The sequence below is a fragment of the Hyphomicrobium sp. CS1GBMeth3 genome (genome assembly GCF_900117455.1).
GTDB lineage: Bacteria > Pseudomonadota > Alphaproteobacteria > Rhizobiales > Hyphomicrobiaceae > Hyphomicrobium_C.
This window is the reverse complement of record NZ_FPHO01000002.1, coordinates 1,140,557-1,159,341: the sequence shown is the minus strand read 5'-3', so window position 1 is coordinate 1,159,341 and position 18,785 is coordinate 1,140,557. Positions and strand designations below refer to the sequence as shown.

Sequence of the window (18,785 nt, the reverse complement as noted above, 5' to 3'; positions counted from 1 at the left end):
AAAGACCTTTTCTCATCCGGTTTGGTCACTGCGCGCCGATCTCCGCATGCTACGGCTGGCCGTGCTCGGTCGGCTTCAAGCTGAAATGACCAAACACACCGCCCATCAGACACGCGCGCAAGATTAGCACCGCAGAATCTGCAGCGCTACTCGACGTTCAGAAAGCCCTGGGGGTTGCGGTATCCCGGGTCGAACCCGTCGGGGCACGCTGAAGCGCTGCCCCGACGGAGGGATCTGATCACACGGCTTGCTCGGCCTTGGCGGTCTTCTGCCGCTTGAGCAACAGTTTGTTGAGCGCCGCGACGTAGGCACGTGCCGAGGCCACCATGGTGTCCGTATCGGCACCGCGGCCCGTAACCACGCGGCCGTCCTCGGCGAGCCGCACCGAAACCTCGGCCTGAGCGTCGGTCCCCTCGGTCACGGCGTGCACCTGGTAGAGCTCGAGCTTGGCCGTGTGCGGAACCAGCATGTGGATTGCGGCGAAGATCGCATCCACCGGACCGTTGCCGTTGGCGTGCACCGTCTTCTGAGTGCCGTCGATATCGAGCGTCAGCGTCGCCGACTGCGGCCCACCCGTACCGGCGATCACTTGCAGCGCCACCACCTTCATGCGGTCGTGCGCGTGCGCGATGCCCTCGTCGACCAGCGCCTCGATATCCTCGTCGTAGACGTGCTTCTTACGGTCCGCGAGCGCCTTGAAGCGGTTGAAGGCATCCTCAAATGCGTTCTCGCCGAGCTCGTAGCCGAGCTCCTTGAGTTTGGTTCGGAACGCGTTGCGGCCCGAGTGCTTGCCCATGACCAGCGAGGTCTTGCCGACACCGACCGATTCCGGCGTCATGATCTCGTAGGTCTGCTGATGCTTGAGGATGCCGTCCTGGTGGATGCCGCTTTCGTGCGCGAAGGCATTCCGCCCGACGATGGCCTTGTTGTACTGCACGGGGAAGTTCGTCACAGCAGAGACGAGCTTGGAAGCCCGCGCCAGCATCGTCGACTCGATGCCGCTGTGGTAGGGCAGCACGTCCCCGCGCGTCTTGATCGCCATGACGATCTCTTCCAGCGCCGCGTTGCCGGCCCGCTCGCCAATGCCGTTGATCGTGCATTCGATCTGCCGCGCGCCCGCGCCGAGCGCCGCTAGCGAGTTGGCGACCGCGAGGCCGAGATCGTTGTGGCAGTGCGTGGAGAAGACAGCCTTGTCGGCATCCGGCACGCGCTCGCGCACGGCGCGGAACATCGCCGCATACTCCTCGGGCGTTGCGTAGCCGACGGTATCGGGCAGGTTGATCGTCGTCGCGCCGGCGCGGATCGCCGCCTCCACGCACTGGCAGAGGTAGTCGATGCCAGTGCGCGTTGCGTCCATCGCGCTCCATTCTACGTCTTCGACGAGATTGCGCGCCCGAGCAACGGTCGCAGTGATGATCTCCAGCACCTCGGCCTCGCTCTTACGCATCTGATGCGCGAGGTGGATCGGAGAGGTCGAGACGAACGTGTGAATGCGCGGCTTTTGAGCATGGCGCACGGCTTCGCCGGCCCGGTCGATGTCGGCGTTGATGGCGCGCGCAAGACCGGCGACCGTCGCCCGCTTCACGCGCTTGGCGATGGCCGTGACCGCCTCGAAGTCACCCTCGGAGGCGATGGGAAACCCGGCCTCGATGATGTCGACGCCCATCTGGTCGAGGCAGTCGGCGACCTCGAGCTTCTCCTCGTAGGTCATGGTAGCGCCGGGGCACTGCTCGCCGTCGCGCAAGGTGGTGTCGAAAATGACGACGCGGTCGCCGTCGTGGCCTGCGGTGGTCATGGAACGTGTCCTTCCTCGGTGGCCAGCCCGTCTCAGCGGTCGCCGGCAGAGATCCTATCAGCCTGCATCGTGGATCCCCTGAGCACCTGCCCGGCGGCGGTCGCCGAGCCCCCGGTTCTCAGGGGCTGATAAGGAGGAGGGTCAGGAGCAGCGGCGCGCGACGCCGGCCGGGCCCGAACGCGGAAGCGCGGGCCTGAGTCTGTCCGAAGCTGGTCGCCATGTGGCGCATGAAGCGCGTCTCACCGGTGCAAATCGCTTGTAAGCGCCACAATAAGCCAAGAAAGTTCACGAATTGCAAGGGGGCGGCGGGCATGCTGCGCCTCCCATATCGTCGCAAACGCCGCCGTCGCATGGTGAACGAAGTGCCAAAAAGGTCGACCACGCGACGGCTCATCACCGGTCTGGCCGCCGTTCTCGCCCTTTATCTTCTGACGGCTTACGCGGTCCTTCCCGCCCTCTGGTACGATTACGAGCACCAGCCGGGGCTCGCCGGCCGCACGATGGTGACCGCCACGGCGCAAGGCATTCCGGGCGACCCCTTGAACGTCGGCGTCGTCGGCTCGAAGGCGCAGGTCGTCTATGCCTTCACGCTCGCGGGCTGGAAGCCGGCCGACGCGATAACCCTGCGCTCGAGCGTCGAGATCGGCCTCAGCGTCGTCCTGGACCGCCCCTATTCGGACGCGCCCGTCAGCAGTCTCTATCTGGACGGGCGCCGCCAGGATCTGGCGTTCGAACTTCCGGTCGGCGCGAGCGCGGACCGCCGTCACCACGTACGCCTCTGGCATATCCTGGACAAAGGCGTCGAAAGCCACGGCGTCTGGCTCGGCGCCGCGAGCTTCGACCGCAGCGCAGGCTTGAGCCACGACACCTTGCAGATCACCCACCATATCGATCCGGACCTTGACCACGACCGTGACTTCGTCATCGCCTCCCTGTCAAAAATGGGAGCCGTCTCACAGACGTACCAGGTGACGGGCACCGGCCCGACGTTGAACGGGCGAAACGGGGAAGGCGATCCCTACTACACCGACGGCGAGATCACGATCGCGGTCCTCGATCCCACGCTCGATCCAAAGGCGCCGCCGGCCAAAGCCGTCACACCGGAGCAGAAGATCTCCACAACTCAAGCGATAAAGCACCGCATCTGGAAGGTGGTGCTCATGGTGGCCCGTAGGGTCGGATGGGTACCGCAGCGCGGCCAGGAGTGAGCGCAGATCCGCTTGGTGGGCTGCTGCCAGAAAATGTTATGACCTCGGTGTCGGGTAAACAGGGGCAAATCCGTCTTCAATCCGGGAAGGCGTCGCCTTCCGAAGGAGCGACAGCATTGAAAGGAGCCCCGCCATGGCTGCCACAGCCCGTGCGAAAGCCAAAAAGACGGAACCGGATACGTTCGGCGCGGAAAAGCAGAGCCCAGCTAGGTATATGCGCACGGTGACGCCGCATCTCGTGTGCGCCGGGGCGGCCAAGGCCATTGAATTTTACAAAAAGGCCTTTGGCGCCGAGGAGATGATGCGGCTCGAAGGGCCGGACGGCAAGCTCTGGCACGGCTGCGTCCGCATCGGCGATTCCCTCGTCATGCTGGTCGACGAGGCGCCGGACTGGGGCTCGCTCGGACCCAAGGCGCTTAAGGGAACGCCGGTCACCATCCATCTCAACGTGCCCGACGTCGACTCCTTCGTCGAGCGCGCCGTGACGGCAGGCGCGACGGTCGTGATGCCCGTGGACGATGCTTTCTGGGGCGACCGCTATGGCCAGGTCGAGGATCCGTTCGGCCACCGCTGGTCCGTCGCGACGCACGTCAAGGACATGACGCTGGAGGAAATCAAGGCCGCCATGCCCGACATGTCCGGGTGCGGGACTAAGGGATAGGCGTCACCGGCCAATGCCATTTCGCACTTCGGCGGGGACGATGTTCTCGCCGAAGTGTCGCGATAGGTGTGTGATGAGCCCGCGCATGATGTTGCGCCGGTGCTCGGGCACGTGGAAATGACGCGCGGAGACATTGTAGAGATACATAATGATCCACGATGCGCGTTCTGCGTCGTAGGAGGAAAATACAGCCGCAATATCCGGCGGCAAGTCCACGTCGGGAGAGGCCAGAAATATCCCGACTTTGATCCGGATGTGCGGATTGAGGGCGTAGAGCTCCGATGCGATGGCATCGACCGCTGCGCGATCGTTATCGGCCAGCGCCGCAGTCGATTTTAGAATCTTGAGATAGATGAAGAACTCTGAGCCCGGCTCGGAAAGCTCGATAGCCTTGTCGTAGAGAAGGTGCGCTTTGGCGAACTCGCCTTCGGCCATGCGCATTTGCGCGCGCGTCGAGAAAGCGGCGGCAAAGGCCGTGCTCTTTTCGAACGCCTCGTCCGCGAGGCGACTGGCCAAATCGAAATTGCCGCGCCCGATGAAGAACAAAAGTTTGGCCGCTCCGAGCACGAGCAGAGAGTTGTCCTGGATCGCGGGCAAGCTGTTGAAAACCAGTGTTTCGATTTCTGTTTCCGCGGCGCGCCATTCATCCGGGGAGTGGAGGCGCTGGAGCAGTCCGACGTAGAGAGCGAACCCCTGCATGATGGCCAGCATGGGGTCGTGCGGATCGTTTGCCCGGGCACGCTCGATCTGTTCCTGCGCCTTTTGCCAACTCTCGGGTGTGCGCGAGAGAAGCAAGGCCGCATCGTGCATGCGCAGTTCGAGCGGCGTATCCGTCGCCGCCACGTGGGAGGCGAGAGGAAGCGCCTGGTGCGCCCAGATGGCATCCTTGATGTGTGTTGCCAGGGCGCACACGTCGTCCGCAGCAGCAGGACTAAAAACGGCGCGGAACGCCTTCAGAATTTGGCCGGTCCCGCCATCGCGCAGAACGAACGCGCCGTGCAGGAGGTCTCCATCCGCATGCAGGCTCGCATCGACTGAGTAGGATGTCTCACCTAACGCCGCATCGGCCGACCAGTCCGGCTTGAGAACGACGGCGTGCTTGTTTTCCATTAAGCGAGCGAGCGTCTGGGTGATGTCCGACAGCACTGGATTCGCGCGCTGAGCTGTCTCCGCGTGGCGCAGCCCGTGACATGGCCCGATCACGACGAACGCGTCGACACTCTCGTCCGATTTGGCGATCCAGACGTAACCCTCCCCATACTGCGTGGCGATGAAGCGAGGGGCGCGCGCGCTATCGCCGAGCTTGGTGCGCAGCCGATTGACGAGAAAGTCGACATTCCGGTCGGAGATGTCCGAGTCGGCGTGTGTGATAGCATCGAGGATGTGGCCGCGGCTGAGCAGTCTCTCGGGATTGTCCATGAACAGGTTGAGCAGGGCGCGCTCGTTGCGCGTAAATCTGAGCCGCTCGCTGTTGCCTCGCTCGGCAAAGAGGAGCGTTGCGTCGAAAACCAGATCTCCGTAACGCCGCTGCCCCATGCCGTTCGCCCCTGCAAGCCGTCCAGGCATTGTTCACCGTGAGACGGTCACAGCCCTCCTTTCAAATACTCTGACAACAATCGTTTTCCAATCTCCGACAAGCCGCGTGGCGGCATCTTCATGGTGCGGAATATACGTCGGGGAAAAGGTTAATGGAGAGAAGATCCGTGGGCGCCATATGCGCCGCCGTAGTGTGGATGAGCAGCCAGTTTCTGCCTGCACGCGCCGATATCCCTATCCCTGTCGACGTAGAACTGGTGATCGCGGCCGACGCGTCGATCTCCATGGATTCGGAAGAGAAGTGGCTGCAACACCAGGGTTTCGCTGAAGCCTTCCGGCATCCTGACGTCATCCGCGCCATCGAGGGCGGTGCCATGGGCCGCATCGCGGTCACGTATCTCGAATGGGGCGGCGACAGGCGACATCGGATCGCCGTGCCTTGGATGCTGATAGATGGCGAGGCGAGCGCGGCACGCTTTGCGCGGAAGCTGGAACAGGTTCGGCCGGCACGCATCAAACGCGGCACGTCGATCAGCAGTGCGCTTTTGAGGTCGCACGAGCTGCTGGCGCAAAGCGGCTTTTTCGGCACCCGCCGCATCGTCAACCTATCAAGCGATGGGGTGAACAATAAGGGGCCCGACCTGGCGCATGTGCGCGCGGGTCTCGTTGGCGATGGCGTAACCATCAACGGCTTGCCGATCGTCTATAAAGGATTGCTCGACGGTGTGGTCGACGGACCGGAACGGGAACCCGATCCACGAACCTTGATCGACTATTTCGAGCGCGACGTGATCGGCGGCCCGCACGCTTTTGTCGAGCCAGTCATTGCCCTCGAGAATTATGCCAGTGCAATTCGCCGGAAGCTTGTGCGCGAGATCGGCCTGCCGCTCTACGCCAATCTGACCGGCGAGAAGCGGAGAGGGACAGCGCCGGACTAGACCTCGAGCGTTCCTTCCGAGACGCGCACGGCGGAGCCGCCGATGCGGACAGTTGTTAGCTTGCCGCTCGCGACGACGAGCGTCAGCACGATCTGGCTCGGCCGCCCCATCTCGTAGCCTTGCTCGATGACGCGCCGGTGCGTGCCGTCGGGCAGGGCATCGAACTGGTGCACGATCCCGGCGAGCCCGACCGCGGCCGACCCTGTCGCCGGGTCTTCCGGAATGCCGACCTGCGGCGCGAACATGCGCACGTGGAAGGCGCTACTCGTGTGCGCGCACTGGCGGGTATAGACGTAGACGCCCGAGACGCCTTGTTGCTCGAACGCGCGCTCCCAGTGCGCCCCGTTGATGCGCGCCCGCCCGATGGCCTCAAGCGACGTCACCGGCACGAAGGCGAAGGTGTTGCCGGCCGCGAAGCAGACCGGGGCGTGGTTTTCGAAGCCGACCTCGCTCGGGATGAGGCCAAGGCCCGCGGCCACGACATCGTCGGGCGGCAGCACACCAGCTTCTGCCGGCAGCTTCGGTGCGTCGAATTCGGCGAACGCCGCTGCGCCGGCCCTGACGCGCGCACCGACGCGCACGGTGCCGATGCGCTGTTCGAGTACGATCAGCGCGTCCTTCTCGCCGTTGTGCGCTGGCGCATTGAGCTCGGCGAGCAGCACGGCCGTGCCGATGGTCGGATGCCCGGCGAAGGCGATCTCGCTGCGAGGCGTGAAGATGCGCATCCTGGCCGAGTGCGCCGGGCGCGTCGGTGTCTGGATAAAAACCGTCTCGGAGAGATTGAACTCGCGCGCGATGGCCTGCATCTGGTCATCGCTCAAGCCGTCGGCCTCTGGAACGACTGCGAGTGGATTGCCGCCGAAGCGCTGTTCGGTGAACACATCGAGCGTATGAAACTTGAGTGCCATGAAGCCTCCCCGTTGAAGCGGGCGCACTCTGCCCTATCCGATGTTCAGCTCCAAGCGGTGCGCGAGCCTTTAGGAGGGAATTTTTAGACCTGCAAGTGCGTAACCAGCGCCCGGGCATAAGGCGGCATCGGAACATCGTCCAGGGTTGAGCCTGGAACGGCAAGCAGGAACGCCGCAATCTCGCTGTCGGCATCCGACGCGATGTGGCGCTGAGCTTCCAGGAGGAGCTTGGCACCCGGAAGCTCCGACCGGAATGTCACGGCGATCGACAGCACCGGGCCCGCAACGGTGATCACATAGCCGCCGGCGCGCTCGATCGTGGGTGCGGTGAGGCCGGTTTCCTCCACGATCTCCCGTGCCGCGCTGGCCTCGATGTCGACCGAGCCATCCGCCGCGACGTCGCTGTCATCGACGAAACCGGCAGGCGGATAGCAGAGCCCGCCATTTAGATTTCCGGCGCGCTGGCGCCCGAGCAGCACACTTCCCTCGGCCGAGAGGATGAGGCCGCAGCCGAACGCATCCATGACGCTGGCATCGCGCAAGCCGGTCTCCCGCCAGTAGAGGAAGCTCCTGAAGTCGGATCGCAGGAAGCGCCCCCGCAGCACGCCATCCTCGGCCAGTGCATAGTCGGCCAGCACCAGGACGGGGCCGTTGAAAAACGCCGGAGATTGCCGGACGCGCCGGTCCCAGTGAGCCGCGATCTCGTCCTTATGCTGGTCCGCGAACGGCCACCTTTCGTCCGAAAGGCGAAGATCGAGCGCCGTTGCGGTGAACACCCGTGTTTCGTCTGGTCGCCACATTCGGGCCTCCGGGTGCGGGAAGCGGCAGCCGCGGAAACCACGATCGGCCTTAGGCTCCCTCCAGCCATAACAATGACATAAGATGCGCGGATTGGCTCGTCGACCAGGGGCACATCGTTCGGCGTTTCATGACACAGGGGCGGACAGACGGCGATGCGGCAGCAGTTCGCGCCGGTGAGCGATCGTGGAGCCGCTGCGGAGCATTCGGCGCCGTGCTGGTGGGGTTTGCCCTCACGCTGCTGCTGTCCGCGTGCGCGAGCATCGATCGCCTGCCCGCGGTGCCTCTCGCGCTCGCTTCCGAGATCAAGCCGCTCGACGTTCCCTACGCCCGCTTCTATGCGGATGGCGATCCGGCCGTGTTCCGCGCGCTCGCCTATGAAATGGTCTCCAAAGGGCAGGCGCATCGTGAGCGGACGGGCGCCAATAGCAAGAAGGTGAAGCCGACGAACTTTCTCGCCATCTCCGGCGGCGGAGATGACGGAGCGTTCGGTGCCGGGCTCCTCGTCGGATGGACCGCGCGCGGCGACCGGCCGGAGTTCGCGGTCGTCACCGGCATCAGCACCGGCGCGTTGTCGGCTCCGTTTGCGTTCCTGGGGCCTGAGTACGACGAACAGCTGAAGCGGGTCTACACCGAGACCAGCCCGGACATGATCTACAGCACGGAGCCGATCCTCGCCATTTTGTCCGGCGACGCCATCACGGACACTACGCCGCTGAAGAAACTGATCGCGAGTTACGTTGACGACGCCATGGTCCGGCGTTTCGCGGAGGAGTACGACAAAGGCCGTCTGCTCCTGATCGCCACCACGAACCTCGACCAGGCGCGCTCGATCATCTGGAACGTCGGCGCTATCGCCAAGAGCACCGACCCGCGGGCGCGCGAGCTGATCGTCGAGGTGCTGCGCGCCTCGGCCTCGATTCCGGGCGCATTCCCTCCGGTGATGCTCGACGTCACGGTCGATGGCAATCGCTACGAGGAGATGCACGTCGACGGCGGTGCCATGGCGCAGGTGTTTCTCTATCCGCCCTCCCTGAGGCTGAAGACGGTCGATCGCGTGCGGCCGGGACACAAGGACGTCGCCTACATCATTCGCAACGGGCGCTTGTTCCGCGCCGAGACGTCGGTCAAGCGCCAGACGCTGGCCATCGCTGGCCAGGCCATCTCGACTATGACGGCGGCCAACGCCGTTAACGACCTCTACCGCATCTATCTGACGGCACAGCGCGACGGCGTCGATTTCAATCTCGCCTACCTCGAGGACGAGTTTACAGAGCCCTACAAAGGCCCCTTCGACAAAACGTACATGAACAAGCTATTCGATTACGGCTATAGCAAGGGCGCGGAGGGCTACGCGTGGCGCAAGCTGCCGCCCGGCTATGAGCGATAAAAGTATCTTTCCAACAAGAAGCACACCGATGAGGGCGTTGCGCGGCGCATTGTCCAATCGCCGCCGGACGCCTGGAGCGTCAACGTCTGGTCTGGCCTTCCATCAAAGTGAGGCATCATGAGCAGCGACGCGGTGGCGGTAGACCGCCTGTATTTCGAGGATCTGGTCGTTGGCTGGCGCATCACAACGGCCTCGGTCCGGATCGACGCCGCCGCGATCAAGGAGTTCGCGGCGAGCTTTGATCCGCAACCCTTTCATCTCGACGAGGCGGCGGCCACGGAGAGCTTCTTTGGCGGCCTGGTCGCCAGCGGCTGGCACACGGCGGCACTGACCATGCGCCTGCTCGTGACCAGCGGCCTGCCGATCGCGGGCGGCGTCATCGGCGCCGGCGGAGAGATCACGTGGCCGCGCGCGACCCGACCTGGCGATGAGCTGACAGTCGATTGCGAAGTCATCGCGGCGACGCCATCGCGCTCGCGGCCTGAGCGCGGCATGGTCACCATTCGCAGTGAGACGCGGAACCAGAAGGGAGAGGTCGTGCAGGTCATGACCGCGCGCTTGGTTGTCCCGCGCCGGCCTGCAGCCACAGGCGTTACACCATAGCATCAGTGCCACTTATGGGCGGCCACGGAAAATACGATTGGCTGGGCGCGGGGCGGCTGGGATAAGTTGCCCGCATAAAAGAACGTGGATCGGAAGATCCGCCTCAACCCAAGGAGAGTTCCATGAAGACCTGGACCAAGCCCGCTGTTCGTGAGCAGGAAGTCGGCCTCGAGGTAACCTCGTATCTGCCGGCTGAGATCGACATCATCTAAGCTTCAGGACCATGATCGCATCAGTCTGATGCGTGAATCGTCAGTTCGAGATTTCTCGATCACACTCTGCATAGATCGTACGGCGGTCGCTCTTCGCGACCGCCGCTTTGTTTTGCGTCACGCCTTGGGTGTGAAGCTGCAGAACACCTTCTTGACCGGCGTCATGCTGCTCCAGCCCGCAACGGCGCCCTTCGGCACGAAGCACGTGTCGCCCGCCGAAAACGTCTCTTCGCGTCCGGCACCGTCCGACAGCGTCACCGTGCCTTCGAGGATGTGCATCAGCTCATGACGTGGCGAAGGAACCGCCTTGCGCTCATAAGGCGCGGCCGCCCAGATCCCCGCGGTGAGCTGACCTGTGAGATCCGTGAAGGCGACCGCTTCGTGGCACGTCGGTGCCGCGCCGAGGAGCAGCGAGGAGGCCGGGCCCTCCGTCGGCGTCAGAGCCGCACCGAAATCGATCTTGCGTGCATGCAGGGCGTCAGGTTGCGTCGCAACAAGACCGGAGGAGTCGTCGTGTATGGCAAAGAACTTCTTAAGATCGCCGGCCTGTCGCCACGCGCAGATGGTGCCCTTGGGAATGAAAAAGGCTTCTCCCGCCATCACTTCGAGCGTGCTGCCGTCTGCATGATCGATCGTGACCGAGCCCTCGAGCAGGATCATCACTTCGTTCGTTGACCACGGCCCTATGCGGGCTGTCACCGGAGAGCATGCCCAGAAGCCGACGGTTAGACCGGATGTCGCATCGTCGTGCCATAAGCGGCCGTATTGCTGCCCCGTTCCGGCGACCAAATCCTCCTGGGGCCATGGACCCCAGTCCTCGAGCTCATCCGCGAAGGGAGTCGAGAGACGAACAAAACCTGTCATTGAGAGCGTGTCCTATGAAGTGCGCGGCGCTTTCGTCGCCAGCGTGAAGTGCGACATTTCCGCGACGGCGCGAGCGCGTATTTCGCAGTGCATCATAGGGTTTGGCAACATGGAGGCTCATGCACTTGTGAAAAATATATCATCGAATTTCACTTTGCGTTGTGCGCCGGCGGGTATCTACTGGCCACACGACGAGGGGACACGAAAGTGAAAGGTGAAACGCGCAACGGCTGAAGCGCAACCGGGGGGAACCGGCATGGCATGAAACCGTTCATGCCGGGCAACTGAGAGATGAAGCGCAACCGGAGTAGTCGCCTCATGAACCACTCAGCAGCTCCTTCCAAGACAGTGTCGCCCAAGACATCGTCAGTCACTTATCTCTACATGAAGGACCGCACGGCCGAGCAGGCTCCTATCCGCTACCCCTGGACAGAGGAACTCGAGCGCCGTCGCAGGGCAGTCGCCCGTTGGAGAGGCAACGAAGCTGGCCTCAAAGAACAGATGATGCGCGAATAGCGCACGCGCGCAGCGAGACCGCTGCACGCACAAGCCCATTTTTCCAAGGTTCTCGCAACGAAAGCTTAGACCACAGCCACCTCAATGGTGGCTGTGGTTGTGTTGTTCGCCTTTGTCGCTCTTGCCGGCGCCGAGCCCACGCACAGGCAACGTGACGGAACCGGTCGCTCCGCTCTTGAACGTGAGCGTCACGGTGATGCGCTCACCCTCTACGAGACGCTCTTTGAGGTTCATGAACATCAGATGATTGCCGCCGGGCTTGAGCTCCACGCTGCCGCCCGCTGGAATCTCAACCCCGTCGGCGAGGCGCCGCATGCGCATCACACCTTCGCTCATGCTCATCTCGTGGATCTCGCCCCGCTCTGCGACGGCCGTCTCGACACCAACCAAAGTGTCGGCGTCGCCGCCCGTGTTGCGGATCGTGAGATAGCCGGCGCCGACCTTCGCGCCTTCCGCTGTCGCGCGCGTCCACGCGCCTTCGATGGCGAGCGAACCGATCGTTGCGGCGCCATCGCTCGCGGCCTCGCCATGCTTGTTGTGCCCATGCGCATGCCCATTGCCGTGCGCGTGGTGGTGGTCGTGTCCGTGCGCCGCGTCATTGCCACCGTCCGCGATTTTCAGCACGGCTGCGGGCGCGTTGAGATCGTGCGGATCACCCCCCGCGCCAGGAATCTCGACCCACCGCTCTGCGCCGTTTGCGCACTCCTGCACGACCTTGAAATAGAGCGCGGCATCTTTCAGCTCGCGAGCAATGAAGCCCGAGGCAACGAACTCGTCATAGTGGTCGTCAGGCAGCTCGCCGCCCGACCATTCGATCTGCTTCACGCCTTCTTTGAGCGGGCCGTGATAGTAGCCGTACTCCTGCGCGTAGGCGCCGCGTTCGGTCTTGATCGTCCAGCCCGGCTTCGGCATCGGCTTGACCCCGATGAAGCCCTCGGGGATTTCGACGCGCACCGTATGCGTCGCCTCTCCCTTGCAGCCGTGCGGCACCTTGAAAACCGCTTTGTAGGATTTTCCACGCGGCGCCTCCCGTTGTTCCAGGTTGACGTGTGCGTGGGCCGGCCAGCACGCGAGCATCAGTATCGCCGTCCAGCCGAGATGATTGAGTGTGAGGGTCATGGGTACGCTTCCGAGTTTTCTAGTGATGGGGGTGATGACGCTCGCCGGCTGGGGCTTGGTGCTCCGGACCATCTCCGGAGATGACACCCTCGAACAGCGAGAACATCGCGCGCCGCTCGACCGAAACCTTAGCCTCAGCGGCCTTCAGGTCTTGCGCGATCTTTTCTGCATCCTGTCCGGGTACACCAGCTTCCGCAAGCCAGTTGGCTTCACGCAGCGGGTCGCCGCTGCAAAGAACGACAGACCATCCAGCTTTACCGCGCCTGAGCAAAGCGCGTCCACCGTGCGAGCCTTGCGTCCAGCTGGCGACCGCGTGGTCTCCCGAAATTACGACCGGGTCGGTTTCGACCTTGCTGTCGGGTTTGTCCCATGTGGCGCCGATAAGGGCGCGGATCTGGTCTGCGTCATTGGCCGCCAATGCGGGAGGCGGGGAGTGGATGGCGCAAGAAAGCGCCATCCACGCACACGCACTCAGCGTCGCAACAAGTCGGGAGCAAGGCGCGAGAGGCCGAATGCGCATGTTGCTCACCATTTGACCTGCACGCCGCCATAGATCGCGCGGCCGGTTCCAGGTTCGAACATCAAAGCGTCGCTGCCATTCATATCGGCTGCGATGCTCGTACTTGCGATATAGGCCTCGTCCGACAGGTTGCGACCCTCAAGATAGGCTGTGATCGGCCCGCCGTTGTCGAAGCCGATCTTCGCACCCCAGATGGCGTAGGCGTCGGTCTCAAACGAATTCGCACTGTCGACGTAATAGGCTTCCGGAACCCACTCGACGTTCGGCCCGAAATAGATGCCGCTCGGATGCTTGTAGAGCAGCTCGGCCCGCAGGAAATGCCGCGGCGCGCCAGGCAGCTCGTTATTGCCCCATTCCGCATCGCCATCGTAGCGGAAATCGCTGAACGTGTAGGCTGCGTGTAGCCAGACCTTATCGGGATCTGGGCCCCTCGCGAACAAGGATTTCAACACGGCGGCGCCGAAGCCGAGTTCGACGCCCTGATGGATCGTCTTGTCGGCATTTCCAACTTGGCAGGTGCTCGGGTTGGTGTTCGTTGTGAAGCACAATAACTCGTTGTCGATGTTGGCGCGGTAGAGCGCGAAATCCCACCGGAAATCGTCCGTGCCGCCGCGCGTGCCGATCTCGTAGGTTGTGGCCCTTTGCGGCTTCAGTTCGAAGAAGGGAATATTGATGCTGCCACCAACGACGCTCTCACCAAAGCTCGGCACCTCGGCGCTGCGCGAGATATTTCCGAACACCTGCCAAGTGCGCGTGACATCCCACACGACGCCGCCCTTCGGACTCCACAAATTGAACTCAGTTTCTCCGGGCGTGGCTCCAAAATCCACGTCGCGCTTGCGTGTGGCGTGTAAGAATTGTGTGCCCGCAACAAGCGCCACCTGCGGGGTCACATAGAAGTGGTTCTCGAAGTAGGCGCTGAGGTTGTGTGATGTGTCTTTCGTAGCGACCGTCTCGTCGCCCTTCTGTCCCGCGAGGTTCTGGTACTGCCGTACGTCAACGCTTCCATTGTGCAGGTTCACGCCCGCGATCAGCCGGTTCGCGAAACCGCCAATGCGGCTTTCATCCGTGATACGTGCAAAGCCGCCATAGTCGTCATAGCGGTTGTCCAGCCACTGGAAGATCGGATGCATGAGGTGGCGGTCGACGTTGAACGCGCCGACCTCCAGCACGGTGCCCGGCATGAGCCGAATCGCCGTCTTGTTGGCGATACGCACCGTCTCGATGTTGCGCTGGTAGTCGCCTGTGATGTTTCCAGGATTGGCCGTCTCGGGAGATGTGAGCGCCACGCGCTTCGTCACGCTGCCCGGAATGCGCTGATCGACGTCGTTCGCATTGACATAGAACCGCGTCTCGACGTTTTCGCTGAGGCGATAGCCCACGTTCATGGACCCGCGCACGCTCTCGCCGTCGCTGTGGTCGCGGAAGCCGTCGGCTTCTTGCCAGGTGCCAGTCATGAAGTAGTCGACCGGCCCTGACACGGCCCCCGAGCTCACCGCCAGCTTGCGGAAGCCGAAGCTGCCGATATCGACACGCGCCCCGAAGAGATCCGCGTCGTATCCGGTCGGCATGACGAAGTTGATCGCCCCGCCGAGCGCGTTGGCCCCGAAGCGCAGCGCATTGGCGCCTTTGAAGACCTCGATGTAGCGGTAGGCGGTCGGGTCGATCTCTTGGAAGTCGCCATAGCCGTCCGCCGTGTTGATCGGAATGCCGTCCATGTACAACTGGATGCCGCGCAAGTGGAAGTTGCGCGACAGGCTCGATCCGCGGATCGAGATGCGGCTGTCCTCGCCCCACTTCGGTTGCACGAAAACGCCCGGCACATAGTCGAGCGCATCCTTGATCGTGACCGCAGGCGTCGACGTCTTGTACGCCGTGTCCGGCACCACCTCGACGGCACCCGGCGTGCGATCGATGTCCACGGTGGCTTCTGCCGTCGTCGGCACGGACAGGCTGCCGGAGCGGTCGCCAGGGGAGGGCGCGCCAGCGTTGCTATCGGTCGCGACGGCAGCAGGTGCAACAGGCTGCGGCGCGGGCGCGGCTTTCGTCTGTGGCTTAGCTTTCGCCTTGAGCTGAGGCGTTGTCGTGGTGACGTTGACCTCTGGCAGCTCGACGGGCGCCTCTTGCGCCGAAGCTGCCGACGACAGCACGGCGGTTAACGCCAGCAACGAGACGGCGAAGCACGCATGATGCGTGGTGCGGGTTGCCCGGGGCGAGCCCAAGGGCCTGAGAAAGAGTGACATGACTTGGAATCCGCATTGAATCTGAAGCGAGCGCCACGCGTGCTTCCGACTCCGGACAGCAACGCACGGCCACCAAAACGAATGCTAATCAGATCAACGCGGACGGAGGCCCGCGGGCGGACGTCGCCCCGGGCTTCGGAGTTTCAGCAAAGAGCGCGGCCGCCAGCGTGTAGGTGACGGCTGCATACTCGGCTTCGCCAGAAAGGCTATATGGCGTCGCATAGGTCAGCGCCGCAGCGCCGCCTGAGGCAAAGGGGCAAAGGCCGTTGTCGACGGACTGGGATTTCGGCTGTGGGGTCGTCCCATCCTCGTCGACGGTGATGTGCTTGAGCCCCGTGCTCGTACAGATCACGATCTCGAATGCGCCACCATCGGCTGCTTCGGCCGACTGCACCATGTAGCCCACCGGCAGCAGGCTGCGCAGAGCCAGCACGGCGAGCAGAAGCACGGTGATGTACGGGCGAATGCGCACGCGCGATCCCTGGCTCGAGACGACGAGCACGCACGGTAAGGGCGGCCGTCATAGTTTGCAACACTGCACGGACACTCGGGCGCAGGCGAAGCGCACCGAAGCGTGCCCGAAACATCACACAGGAGGGCGCATTAGGTAGATTACGGGCCCTGGCGGCGCGGCGCTTGGCGAGGTTATGATGGCAGCCGGATGATCTGGGCAACCGAGAACAACAACATGAGATCACGGATTGCAGCCGCCCCGTGGGGTTGGCTTGTCACCGCCTTCGTCGCAACCGCCGCTATCGGAATGGCAGCTCACGCCCAATCGACGGATCTCCCGGCGGAGGTCGATACGGCCCTGATCGTCTCGGTCGATGTGTCGAACTCCGTCGACGAGGAGCGCTATCGGCTGCAGATGGAAGGCATCGCCAAGGCGCTCGAGGATCCCGAGGTGCTGAAGGCAATTCTCAACGGCCCGCAGGGTGGCATCCTGTTTTCGATGGTCACGTGGGCGGACAAGCCGAAGCTGGCGCTCGCGTGGCAGCGGATAGCGAGCGCCGCGGACGCGGCTGCCGTTGCCGCCAAGGTACGCGCCCTGCCACGTCAGACGGGGGAGTTCACCTGCGTCTCGGGCATGCTGCGCTCTATTTCGGATAAGGTTGTCCCCCAGATTCCGGCGAAGGCGCTGCGCATTGTCCTCGACGTCTCGGGCGACGGCCGCGAAAACTGCAATCCCAATGAGCCGCCCGCCACCGTGCGCGACGAGCTGGCCGCCACGGGCGTGACCGTGAACGGGCTTCCGATCCTCGAGGGCGACGAAGGCCCGATCCTGGAGGACTGGTATCGCGAGAACGTCATGGGCGGGCCGGGATCGTTCATCCTGCCGGCGCACGGCTTCAACGATTTCGGCCGCGCCATTCGCCAGAAGTTCATGATCGAGATCAGCGGCAAGCAGCCCTCCTTTAAGGAGGCAGCAGTCCGCCGCTGACTTACACCCCGGGGCGCCAGCTCAGGTATCGTTGAGCGATGCGGGCTGGCACTTCCAGCGCTTGATGCGCCACTGCGGGTGCTCCTCGTTCCACTTCGCAAAGTAGGGAGGCGCGGCCATCGCGCAGCGCATGCTGTCCATCTCGATCTCTGTGTCGAGCGGAATCTTGAAGTCGCGACAATGGCTTGGATCGGCAATCAGGCAGGCCGAAAGAATGATGCTGAGCATGGGGCGTCTCTCCGCGTTCCGGACGTCGAACGCGCCCGGTTACGCCCCATAGGTAATCAGACTTCCGAGGGCTTTGCAGCCACGATCACGCGGTGAGCAGGATCTCGCCCTTGCCGATGGTCGCCATGTCGCCCGCGAGCTTGCGCACTTTGCCCGGCAACGCGCTGGGCGCCAGCGGGCCGAGCACGTCGGCGACGTAGCGCGAGATGATGCGCAGGATCACCGGATCGATGCGCCCGCAATCGGCGAACGTCGGCAGGACCTCGTCGACCGACGGCCCGATCAGCGTGCCGCGGCGGAGAAGCGGGCCAGGGTGCGGACCGAAGCCTGCCTCGGTCCAAAGCGTGCCGCCCACCATGCGCGAGCCGGCCGCCGCGCCGAACTTGCCTTTTGTGATGACCGTGCCGCGCCGCATGCGCTCACCGGCGCGTTCGCCGACATTGCCGTCCACGAGCACAGTGCCGCCGAGCAGCCCGAACTTGTCGCCGGGCCGCGCGCCACCGAGAAAGTCGCCGACCGAGCCCTTGACATGGATGACGCCACCCTTGGCCGTCGAGGCCAGGAACACGCCCGCATCGCCCGCGATATCGAGGCACCCGCCCGTCATGCCGCGTCCGGCGTAGCCGCCGACCGACCCTTCGACCGTGATCGTGCCGCCGTCGAGGCCGGCGCCGACGTAGTCGATCAGCGACGAGCCGCCCGAAATGACGATCATCGCATCGCCCGGCGTCCCGCTGACCGCGAAGACGTCGCCGACGCGCGGGGCGTGCAAGCCGTCGCCGAGCACGAGGTTCTCGATCTCGCTGACAGAAAGAGAAGCAAGACTGCTCGGAATCAAAGCGCTGAGATCGATGACGCTCGTCGGAGCCTGCCGCAGTTTGAAGCTCAGTGCGCTCATGGCAGCAGCTCCTTGAGGTGATAGTGGTGCTGACCCAGCTTGCCGCCGTAGTTGCCCGCAGAGACACGCGTGACGCCCTTTGCGGCGCCCGTTTCGATGATTGTCTTGAGCCCGGCGCGCATGGCGTCCGCAACGGCCTTCGAGGTGAGGCCGTCGATGACGATCTCGAGCACGGCGATGGTATCCGGGCTGCACTCGGTTTTGACCGCGCCCTTGAGCGTCGGACAGAACGCATCGTTGGTGGAGGCGATGGCGCCCTTGTACTTCGAGCCCACCTTGGAGCCCGAGCGCACAATGCCGCCCGGGAATGGCGTGATCACGTCGTCGACCTTGGCGATCGCCGCGACCGCCGCTTCGGTGGCCTCGAGAAGTCCCGCGCGATCACGCCCGAGGATGAGAAGGTTGCCGCCGCCGACCCCCTCGGTGGTGAAGCCGCACTTGTCCTCGATCACGAACTCGCCGTCCATCACGGGCACGCGCCAGAACCGGCGTTTGCCGAGCTTCTTGGCCGTCTGCCAGCCATCGCCGAAGAAGCGCGGGCCGGCGGCAAGCGCCATCGTCGTCGGGCTTTCGAGGCCGTTGTAGCAGGCCGAGCCGGGGCTCGTCAGAACGCATTGGCCAACGCGATTGACGAGCTGCGGCTTGAGCGCATCCGGCGAGAAGCCGAAAATGAGCACGCGCACGCCGGGCCGCCCGTCAGGCGTCTCCTCGGGGCTGAGCTCGCGGTCGATTCCACACTCGGCGCCGCAGCCGATCACGGAGGTTCCAAACCCGGTCATCACCTCGGCGGAGATGCGGGCCCACTTCAGCGTGTCGGCGGTGATCACGAGCCCGAGCCCGCTCATGCCGAACGCCTCGGCGAAGGTGTCGTCGATAACGACGCCGTTGATGGTCGTGGCGCTCATGG

20 protein-coding genes are annotated in these 18,785 nt (G+C 63.8%); 8 read left to right on the top strand and 12 right to left on the bottom strand.

Annotated features, from left to right (window positions below):
* Positions 1–238: 238 nt before the first annotated feature.
* Positions 239–1,795 carry a 2-isopropylmalate synthase gene (locus CS1GBM3_RS05640; protein WP_072392508.1) on the bottom strand — a complete coding sequence of 519 codons (1,557 nt, stop codon included), beginning with the start codon at positions 1,793–1,795 and terminating at the stop codon, positions 239–241.
* 311 nt (positions 1,796–2,106) lie between these two features.
* On the opposite strand from CS1GBM3_RS05640, the gene CS1GBM3_RS05630 reads away from it, so the two are divergent.
* Together CS1GBM3_RS05630 and CS1GBM3_RS05625 are read left to right on the top strand one after the other, a co-directional pair.
* A complete protein-coding gene (locus tag CS1GBM3_RS05630) occupies positions 2,107–3,003 on the top strand; it encodes an LssY C-terminal domain-containing protein (protein WP_348533601.1) in 897 nt (298 codons plus the stop codon).
* A gap of 214 nt (positions 3,004–3,217) precedes the next feature.
* The gene (locus CS1GBM3_RS05625; RefSeq protein WP_072393751.1) at positions 3,218–3,664 is read left to right on the top strand and encodes a VOC family protein; all 447 of its coding nucleotides are present in this window, start codon (positions 3,218–3,220) and stop codon (positions 3,662–3,664) included.
* Positions 3,665–3,667: 3 nt separating this feature from the next.
* Here CS1GBM3_RS05625 and CS1GBM3_RS05620 read toward each other — a convergent pair whose 3' ends face one another.
* Positions 3,668–5,200, bottom strand: a complete 1,533-nt coding sequence (locus tag CS1GBM3_RS05620; protein ID WP_072392502.1) for a winged helix-turn-helix domain-containing protein — start codon at positions 5,198–5,200, stop codon at positions 3,668–3,670.
* Between the two features lie 152 nt (positions 5,201–5,352).
* Here CS1GBM3_RS05620 and CS1GBM3_RS05615 point away from each other — a divergent pair, with 152 nt between their 5' ends.
* Positions 5,353–6,138: a DUF1194 domain-containing protein gene (locus CS1GBM3_RS05615; RefSeq protein ID WP_072392499.1), complete on the top strand. Its 786-nt coding sequence runs from the start codon at positions 5,353–5,355 to the stop codon at positions 6,136–6,138.
* Here the strand turns inward: CS1GBM3_RS05615 and CS1GBM3_RS05610 are convergent.
* Positions 6,135–7,046 carry a PhzF family phenazine biosynthesis protein gene (locus tag CS1GBM3_RS05610; RefSeq protein WP_072392496.1) on the bottom strand — a complete coding sequence of 304 codons (912 nt, stop codon included), beginning with the start codon at positions 7,044–7,046 and terminating at the stop codon, positions 6,135–6,137. The two genes, CS1GBM3_RS05615 and CS1GBM3_RS05610, sit on opposite strands and share 4 nt — an antisense overlap.
* Before the next feature lie 83 nt (positions 7,047–7,129).
* Positions 7,130–7,846 (bottom strand): NUDIX hydrolase, encoded by a 717-nt coding sequence (locus CS1GBM3_RS05605; protein ID WP_072392493.1) that lies wholly within the window; start codon positions 7,844–7,846, stop codon positions 7,130–7,132.
* A 128-nt stretch (positions 7,847–7,974) separates the two neighbouring features.
* Here CS1GBM3_RS05605 and CS1GBM3_RS05600 point away from each other — a divergent pair, with 128 nt between their 5' ends.
* From CS1GBM3_RS05600 to pqqA, 3 genes are all read left to right on the top strand, one after another.
* Positions 7,975–9,234 carry a patatin-like phospholipase family protein gene (locus CS1GBM3_RS05600; RefSeq protein WP_083567123.1) on the top strand — a complete coding sequence of 420 codons (1,260 nt, stop codon included), beginning with the start codon at positions 7,975–7,977 and terminating at the stop codon, positions 9,232–9,234.
* A 117-nt stretch (positions 9,235–9,351) separates the two neighbouring features.
* Positions 9,352–9,837 carry a MaoC family dehydratase gene (locus tag CS1GBM3_RS05595; protein ID WP_072392490.1) on the top strand — a complete coding sequence of 162 codons (486 nt, stop codon included), beginning with the start codon at positions 9,352–9,354 and terminating at the stop codon, positions 9,835–9,837.
* Between the two features lie 122 nt (positions 9,838–9,959).
* Positions 9,960–10,049: a pyrroloquinoline quinone precursor peptide PqqA gene (gene pqqA / locus CS1GBM3_RS05590; protein ID WP_020086280.1), complete on the top strand. Its 90-nt coding sequence runs from the start codon at positions 9,960–9,962 to the stop codon at positions 10,047–10,049.
* 117 nt (positions 10,050–10,166) lie between these two features.
* Here the strand turns inward: pqqA and CS1GBM3_RS05585 are convergent, their stop codons facing one another.
* Complete coding sequence (locus CS1GBM3_RS05585; protein WP_072392487.1) at positions 10,167–10,913, bottom strand: cupin domain-containing protein; 747 nt, start codon at positions 10,911–10,913, stop codon at positions 10,167–10,169.
* A gap of 318 nt (positions 10,914–11,231) precedes the next feature.
* Here CS1GBM3_RS05585 and CS1GBM3_RS19460 point away from each other — a divergent pair, with 318 nt between their 5' ends.
* On the top strand, positions 11,232–11,429 hold the full coding sequence (locus CS1GBM3_RS19460; RefSeq protein WP_139247802.1) for a hypothetical protein: 198 nt from the start codon (positions 11,232–11,234) through the stop codon (positions 11,427–11,429).
* A gap of 81 nt (positions 11,430–11,510) precedes the next feature.
* Here the strand turns inward: CS1GBM3_RS19460 and CS1GBM3_RS05580 are convergent, their stop codons facing one another.
* The 4 genes from CS1GBM3_RS05580 to CS1GBM3_RS05565 form a co-directional block, all read right to left on the bottom strand.
* A complete protein-coding gene (locus CS1GBM3_RS05580) occupies positions 11,511–12,548 on the bottom strand; it encodes a DUF1775 domain-containing protein (protein ID WP_072392484.1) in 1,038 nt (345 codons plus the stop codon).
* Positions 12,549–12,567: 19 nt separating this feature from the next.
* Positions 12,568–13,005 carry a copper uptake system-associated protein gene (locus CS1GBM3_RS05575; protein WP_072392481.1) on the bottom strand — a complete coding sequence of 146 codons (438 nt, stop codon included), beginning with the start codon at positions 13,003–13,005 and terminating at the stop codon, positions 12,568–12,570.
* A gap of 68 nt (positions 13,006–13,073) precedes the next feature.
* Positions 13,074–15,311 carry a TonB-dependent receptor family protein gene (locus CS1GBM3_RS05570; RefSeq protein WP_083567119.1) on the bottom strand — a complete coding sequence of 746 codons (2,238 nt, stop codon included), beginning with the start codon at positions 15,309–15,311 and terminating at the stop codon, positions 13,074–13,076.
* Between the two features lie 88 nt (positions 15,312–15,399).
* Positions 15,400–15,783, bottom strand: coding sequence for a DUF2946 family protein (locus CS1GBM3_RS05565; RefSeq protein ID WP_083567270.1), 384 nt, complete (start codon positions 15,781–15,783; stop codon positions 15,400–15,402).
* Positions 15,784–16,071: 288 nt separating this feature from the next.
* Between CS1GBM3_RS05565 and CS1GBM3_RS05560 the strand changes: the two genes are divergently transcribed.
* Entirely contained in the window at positions 16,072–16,752 is a 681-nt protein-coding gene (locus CS1GBM3_RS05560; protein WP_139247832.1) for a DUF1194 domain-containing protein, read from the top strand.
* Positions 16,753–16,773: 21 nt separating this feature from the next.
* On the opposite strand, the gene CS1GBM3_RS05555 is transcribed toward CS1GBM3_RS05560, so the two are convergent.
* The 3 genes from CS1GBM3_RS05555 to fhcD all read right to left on the bottom strand — a co-directional run bounded on the left by CS1GBM3_RS05555 (position 16,774) and on the right by fhcD (position 18,783).
* Positions 16,774–16,980: a hypothetical protein gene (locus CS1GBM3_RS05555; protein ID WP_072392478.1), complete on the bottom strand. Its 207-nt coding sequence runs from the start codon at positions 16,978–16,980 to the stop codon at positions 16,774–16,776.
* A gap of 85 nt (positions 16,981–17,065) precedes the next feature.
* The gene (locus CS1GBM3_RS05550) at positions 17,066–17,878 is read right to left on the bottom strand and encodes a formylmethanofuran dehydrogenase subunit C (protein WP_072392475.1); all 813 of its coding nucleotides are present in this window, start codon (positions 17,876–17,878) and stop codon (positions 17,066–17,068) included.
* Entirely contained in the window at positions 17,875–18,783 is a 909-nt protein-coding gene (gene fhcD / locus CS1GBM3_RS05545) for a formylmethanofuran--tetrahydromethanopterin N-formyltransferase (protein ID WP_072392472.1), read from the bottom strand. Before fhcD ends, CS1GBM3_RS05550 begins: the two co-directional genes overlap by 4 nt.
* Between the last annotated feature and the right edge of the window lie 2 nt (positions 18,784–18,785).

Bases quoted from the DNA above. Each gene is read 5' to 3' on its own strand.
- CS1GBM3_RS05640 (WP_072392508.1), bottom strand. From the start codon at position 1,795: ATGACCACCGCAGGCCACGACGGCGACCGCGTCGTCATTTTCGACACC.
- CS1GBM3_RS05630 (WP_348533601.1), top strand. From the start codon at position 2,107: ATGCTGCGCCTCCCATATCGTCGCAAACGCCGCCGTCGCATGGTGAAC.
- CS1GBM3_RS05625 (WP_072393751.1), top strand. From the start codon at position 3,218: ATGCGCACGGTGACGCCGCATCTCGTGTGCGCCGGGGCGGCCAAGGCC.
- CS1GBM3_RS05620 (WP_072392502.1), bottom strand. From the start codon at position 5,200: ATGGGGCAGCGGCGTTACGGAGATCTGGTTTTCGACGCAACGCTCCTC.
- CS1GBM3_RS05615 (WP_072392499.1), top strand. From the start codon at position 5,353: ATGGAGAGAAGATCCGTGGGCGCCATATGCGCCGCCGTAGTGTGGATG.
- CS1GBM3_RS05610 (WP_072392496.1), bottom strand. From the start codon at position 7,046: ATGGCACTCAAGTTTCATACGCTCGATGTGTTCACCGAACAGCGCTTC.
- CS1GBM3_RS05605 (WP_072392493.1), bottom strand. From the start codon at position 7,846: ATGTGGCGACCAGACGAAACACGGGTGTTCACCGCAACGGCGCTCGAT.
- CS1GBM3_RS05600 (WP_083567123.1), top strand. From the start codon at position 7,975: ATGACACAGGGGCGGACAGACGGCGATGCGGCAGCAGTTCGCGCCGGT.
- CS1GBM3_RS05595 (WP_072392490.1), top strand. From the start codon at position 9,352: ATGAGCAGCGACGCGGTGGCGGTAGACCGCCTGTATTTCGAGGATCTG.
- pqqA (WP_020086280.1), top strand. From the start codon at position 9,960: ATGAAGACCTGGACCAAGCCCGCTGTTCGTGAGCAGGAAGTCGGCCTC.
- CS1GBM3_RS05585 (WP_072392487.1), bottom strand. From the start codon at position 10,913: ATGACAGGTTTTGTTCGTCTCTCGACTCCCTTCGCGGATGAGCTCGAG.
- CS1GBM3_RS19460 (WP_139247802.1), top strand. From the start codon at position 11,232: ATGAACCACTCAGCAGCTCCTTCCAAGACAGTGTCGCCCAAGACATCG.
- CS1GBM3_RS05580 (WP_072392484.1), bottom strand. From the start codon at position 12,548: ATGACCCTCACACTCAATCATCTCGGCTGGACGGCGATACTGATGCTC.
- CS1GBM3_RS05575 (WP_072392481.1), bottom strand. From the start codon at position 13,005: ATGGCGCTTTCTTGCGCCATCCACTCCCCGCCTCCCGCATTGGCGGCC.
- CS1GBM3_RS05570 (WP_083567119.1), bottom strand. From the start codon at position 15,311: ATGTCACTCTTTCTCAGGCCCTTGGGCTCGCCCCGGGCAACCCGCACC.
- CS1GBM3_RS05560 (WP_139247832.1), top strand. From the start codon at position 16,072: ATGGCAGCTCACGCCCAATCGACGGATCTCCCGGCGGAGGTCGATACG.
- CS1GBM3_RS05555 (WP_072392478.1), bottom strand. From the start codon at position 16,980: ATGCTCAGCATCATTCTTTCGGCCTGCCTGATTGCCGATCCAAGCCAT.
- CS1GBM3_RS05550 (WP_072392475.1), bottom strand. From the start codon at position 17,878: ATGAGCGCACTGAGCTTCAAACTGCGGCAGGCTCCGACGAGCGTCATC.
- fhcD (WP_072392472.1), bottom strand. From the start codon at position 18,783: ATGAGCGCCACGACCATCAACGGCGTCGTTATCGACGACACCTTCGCC.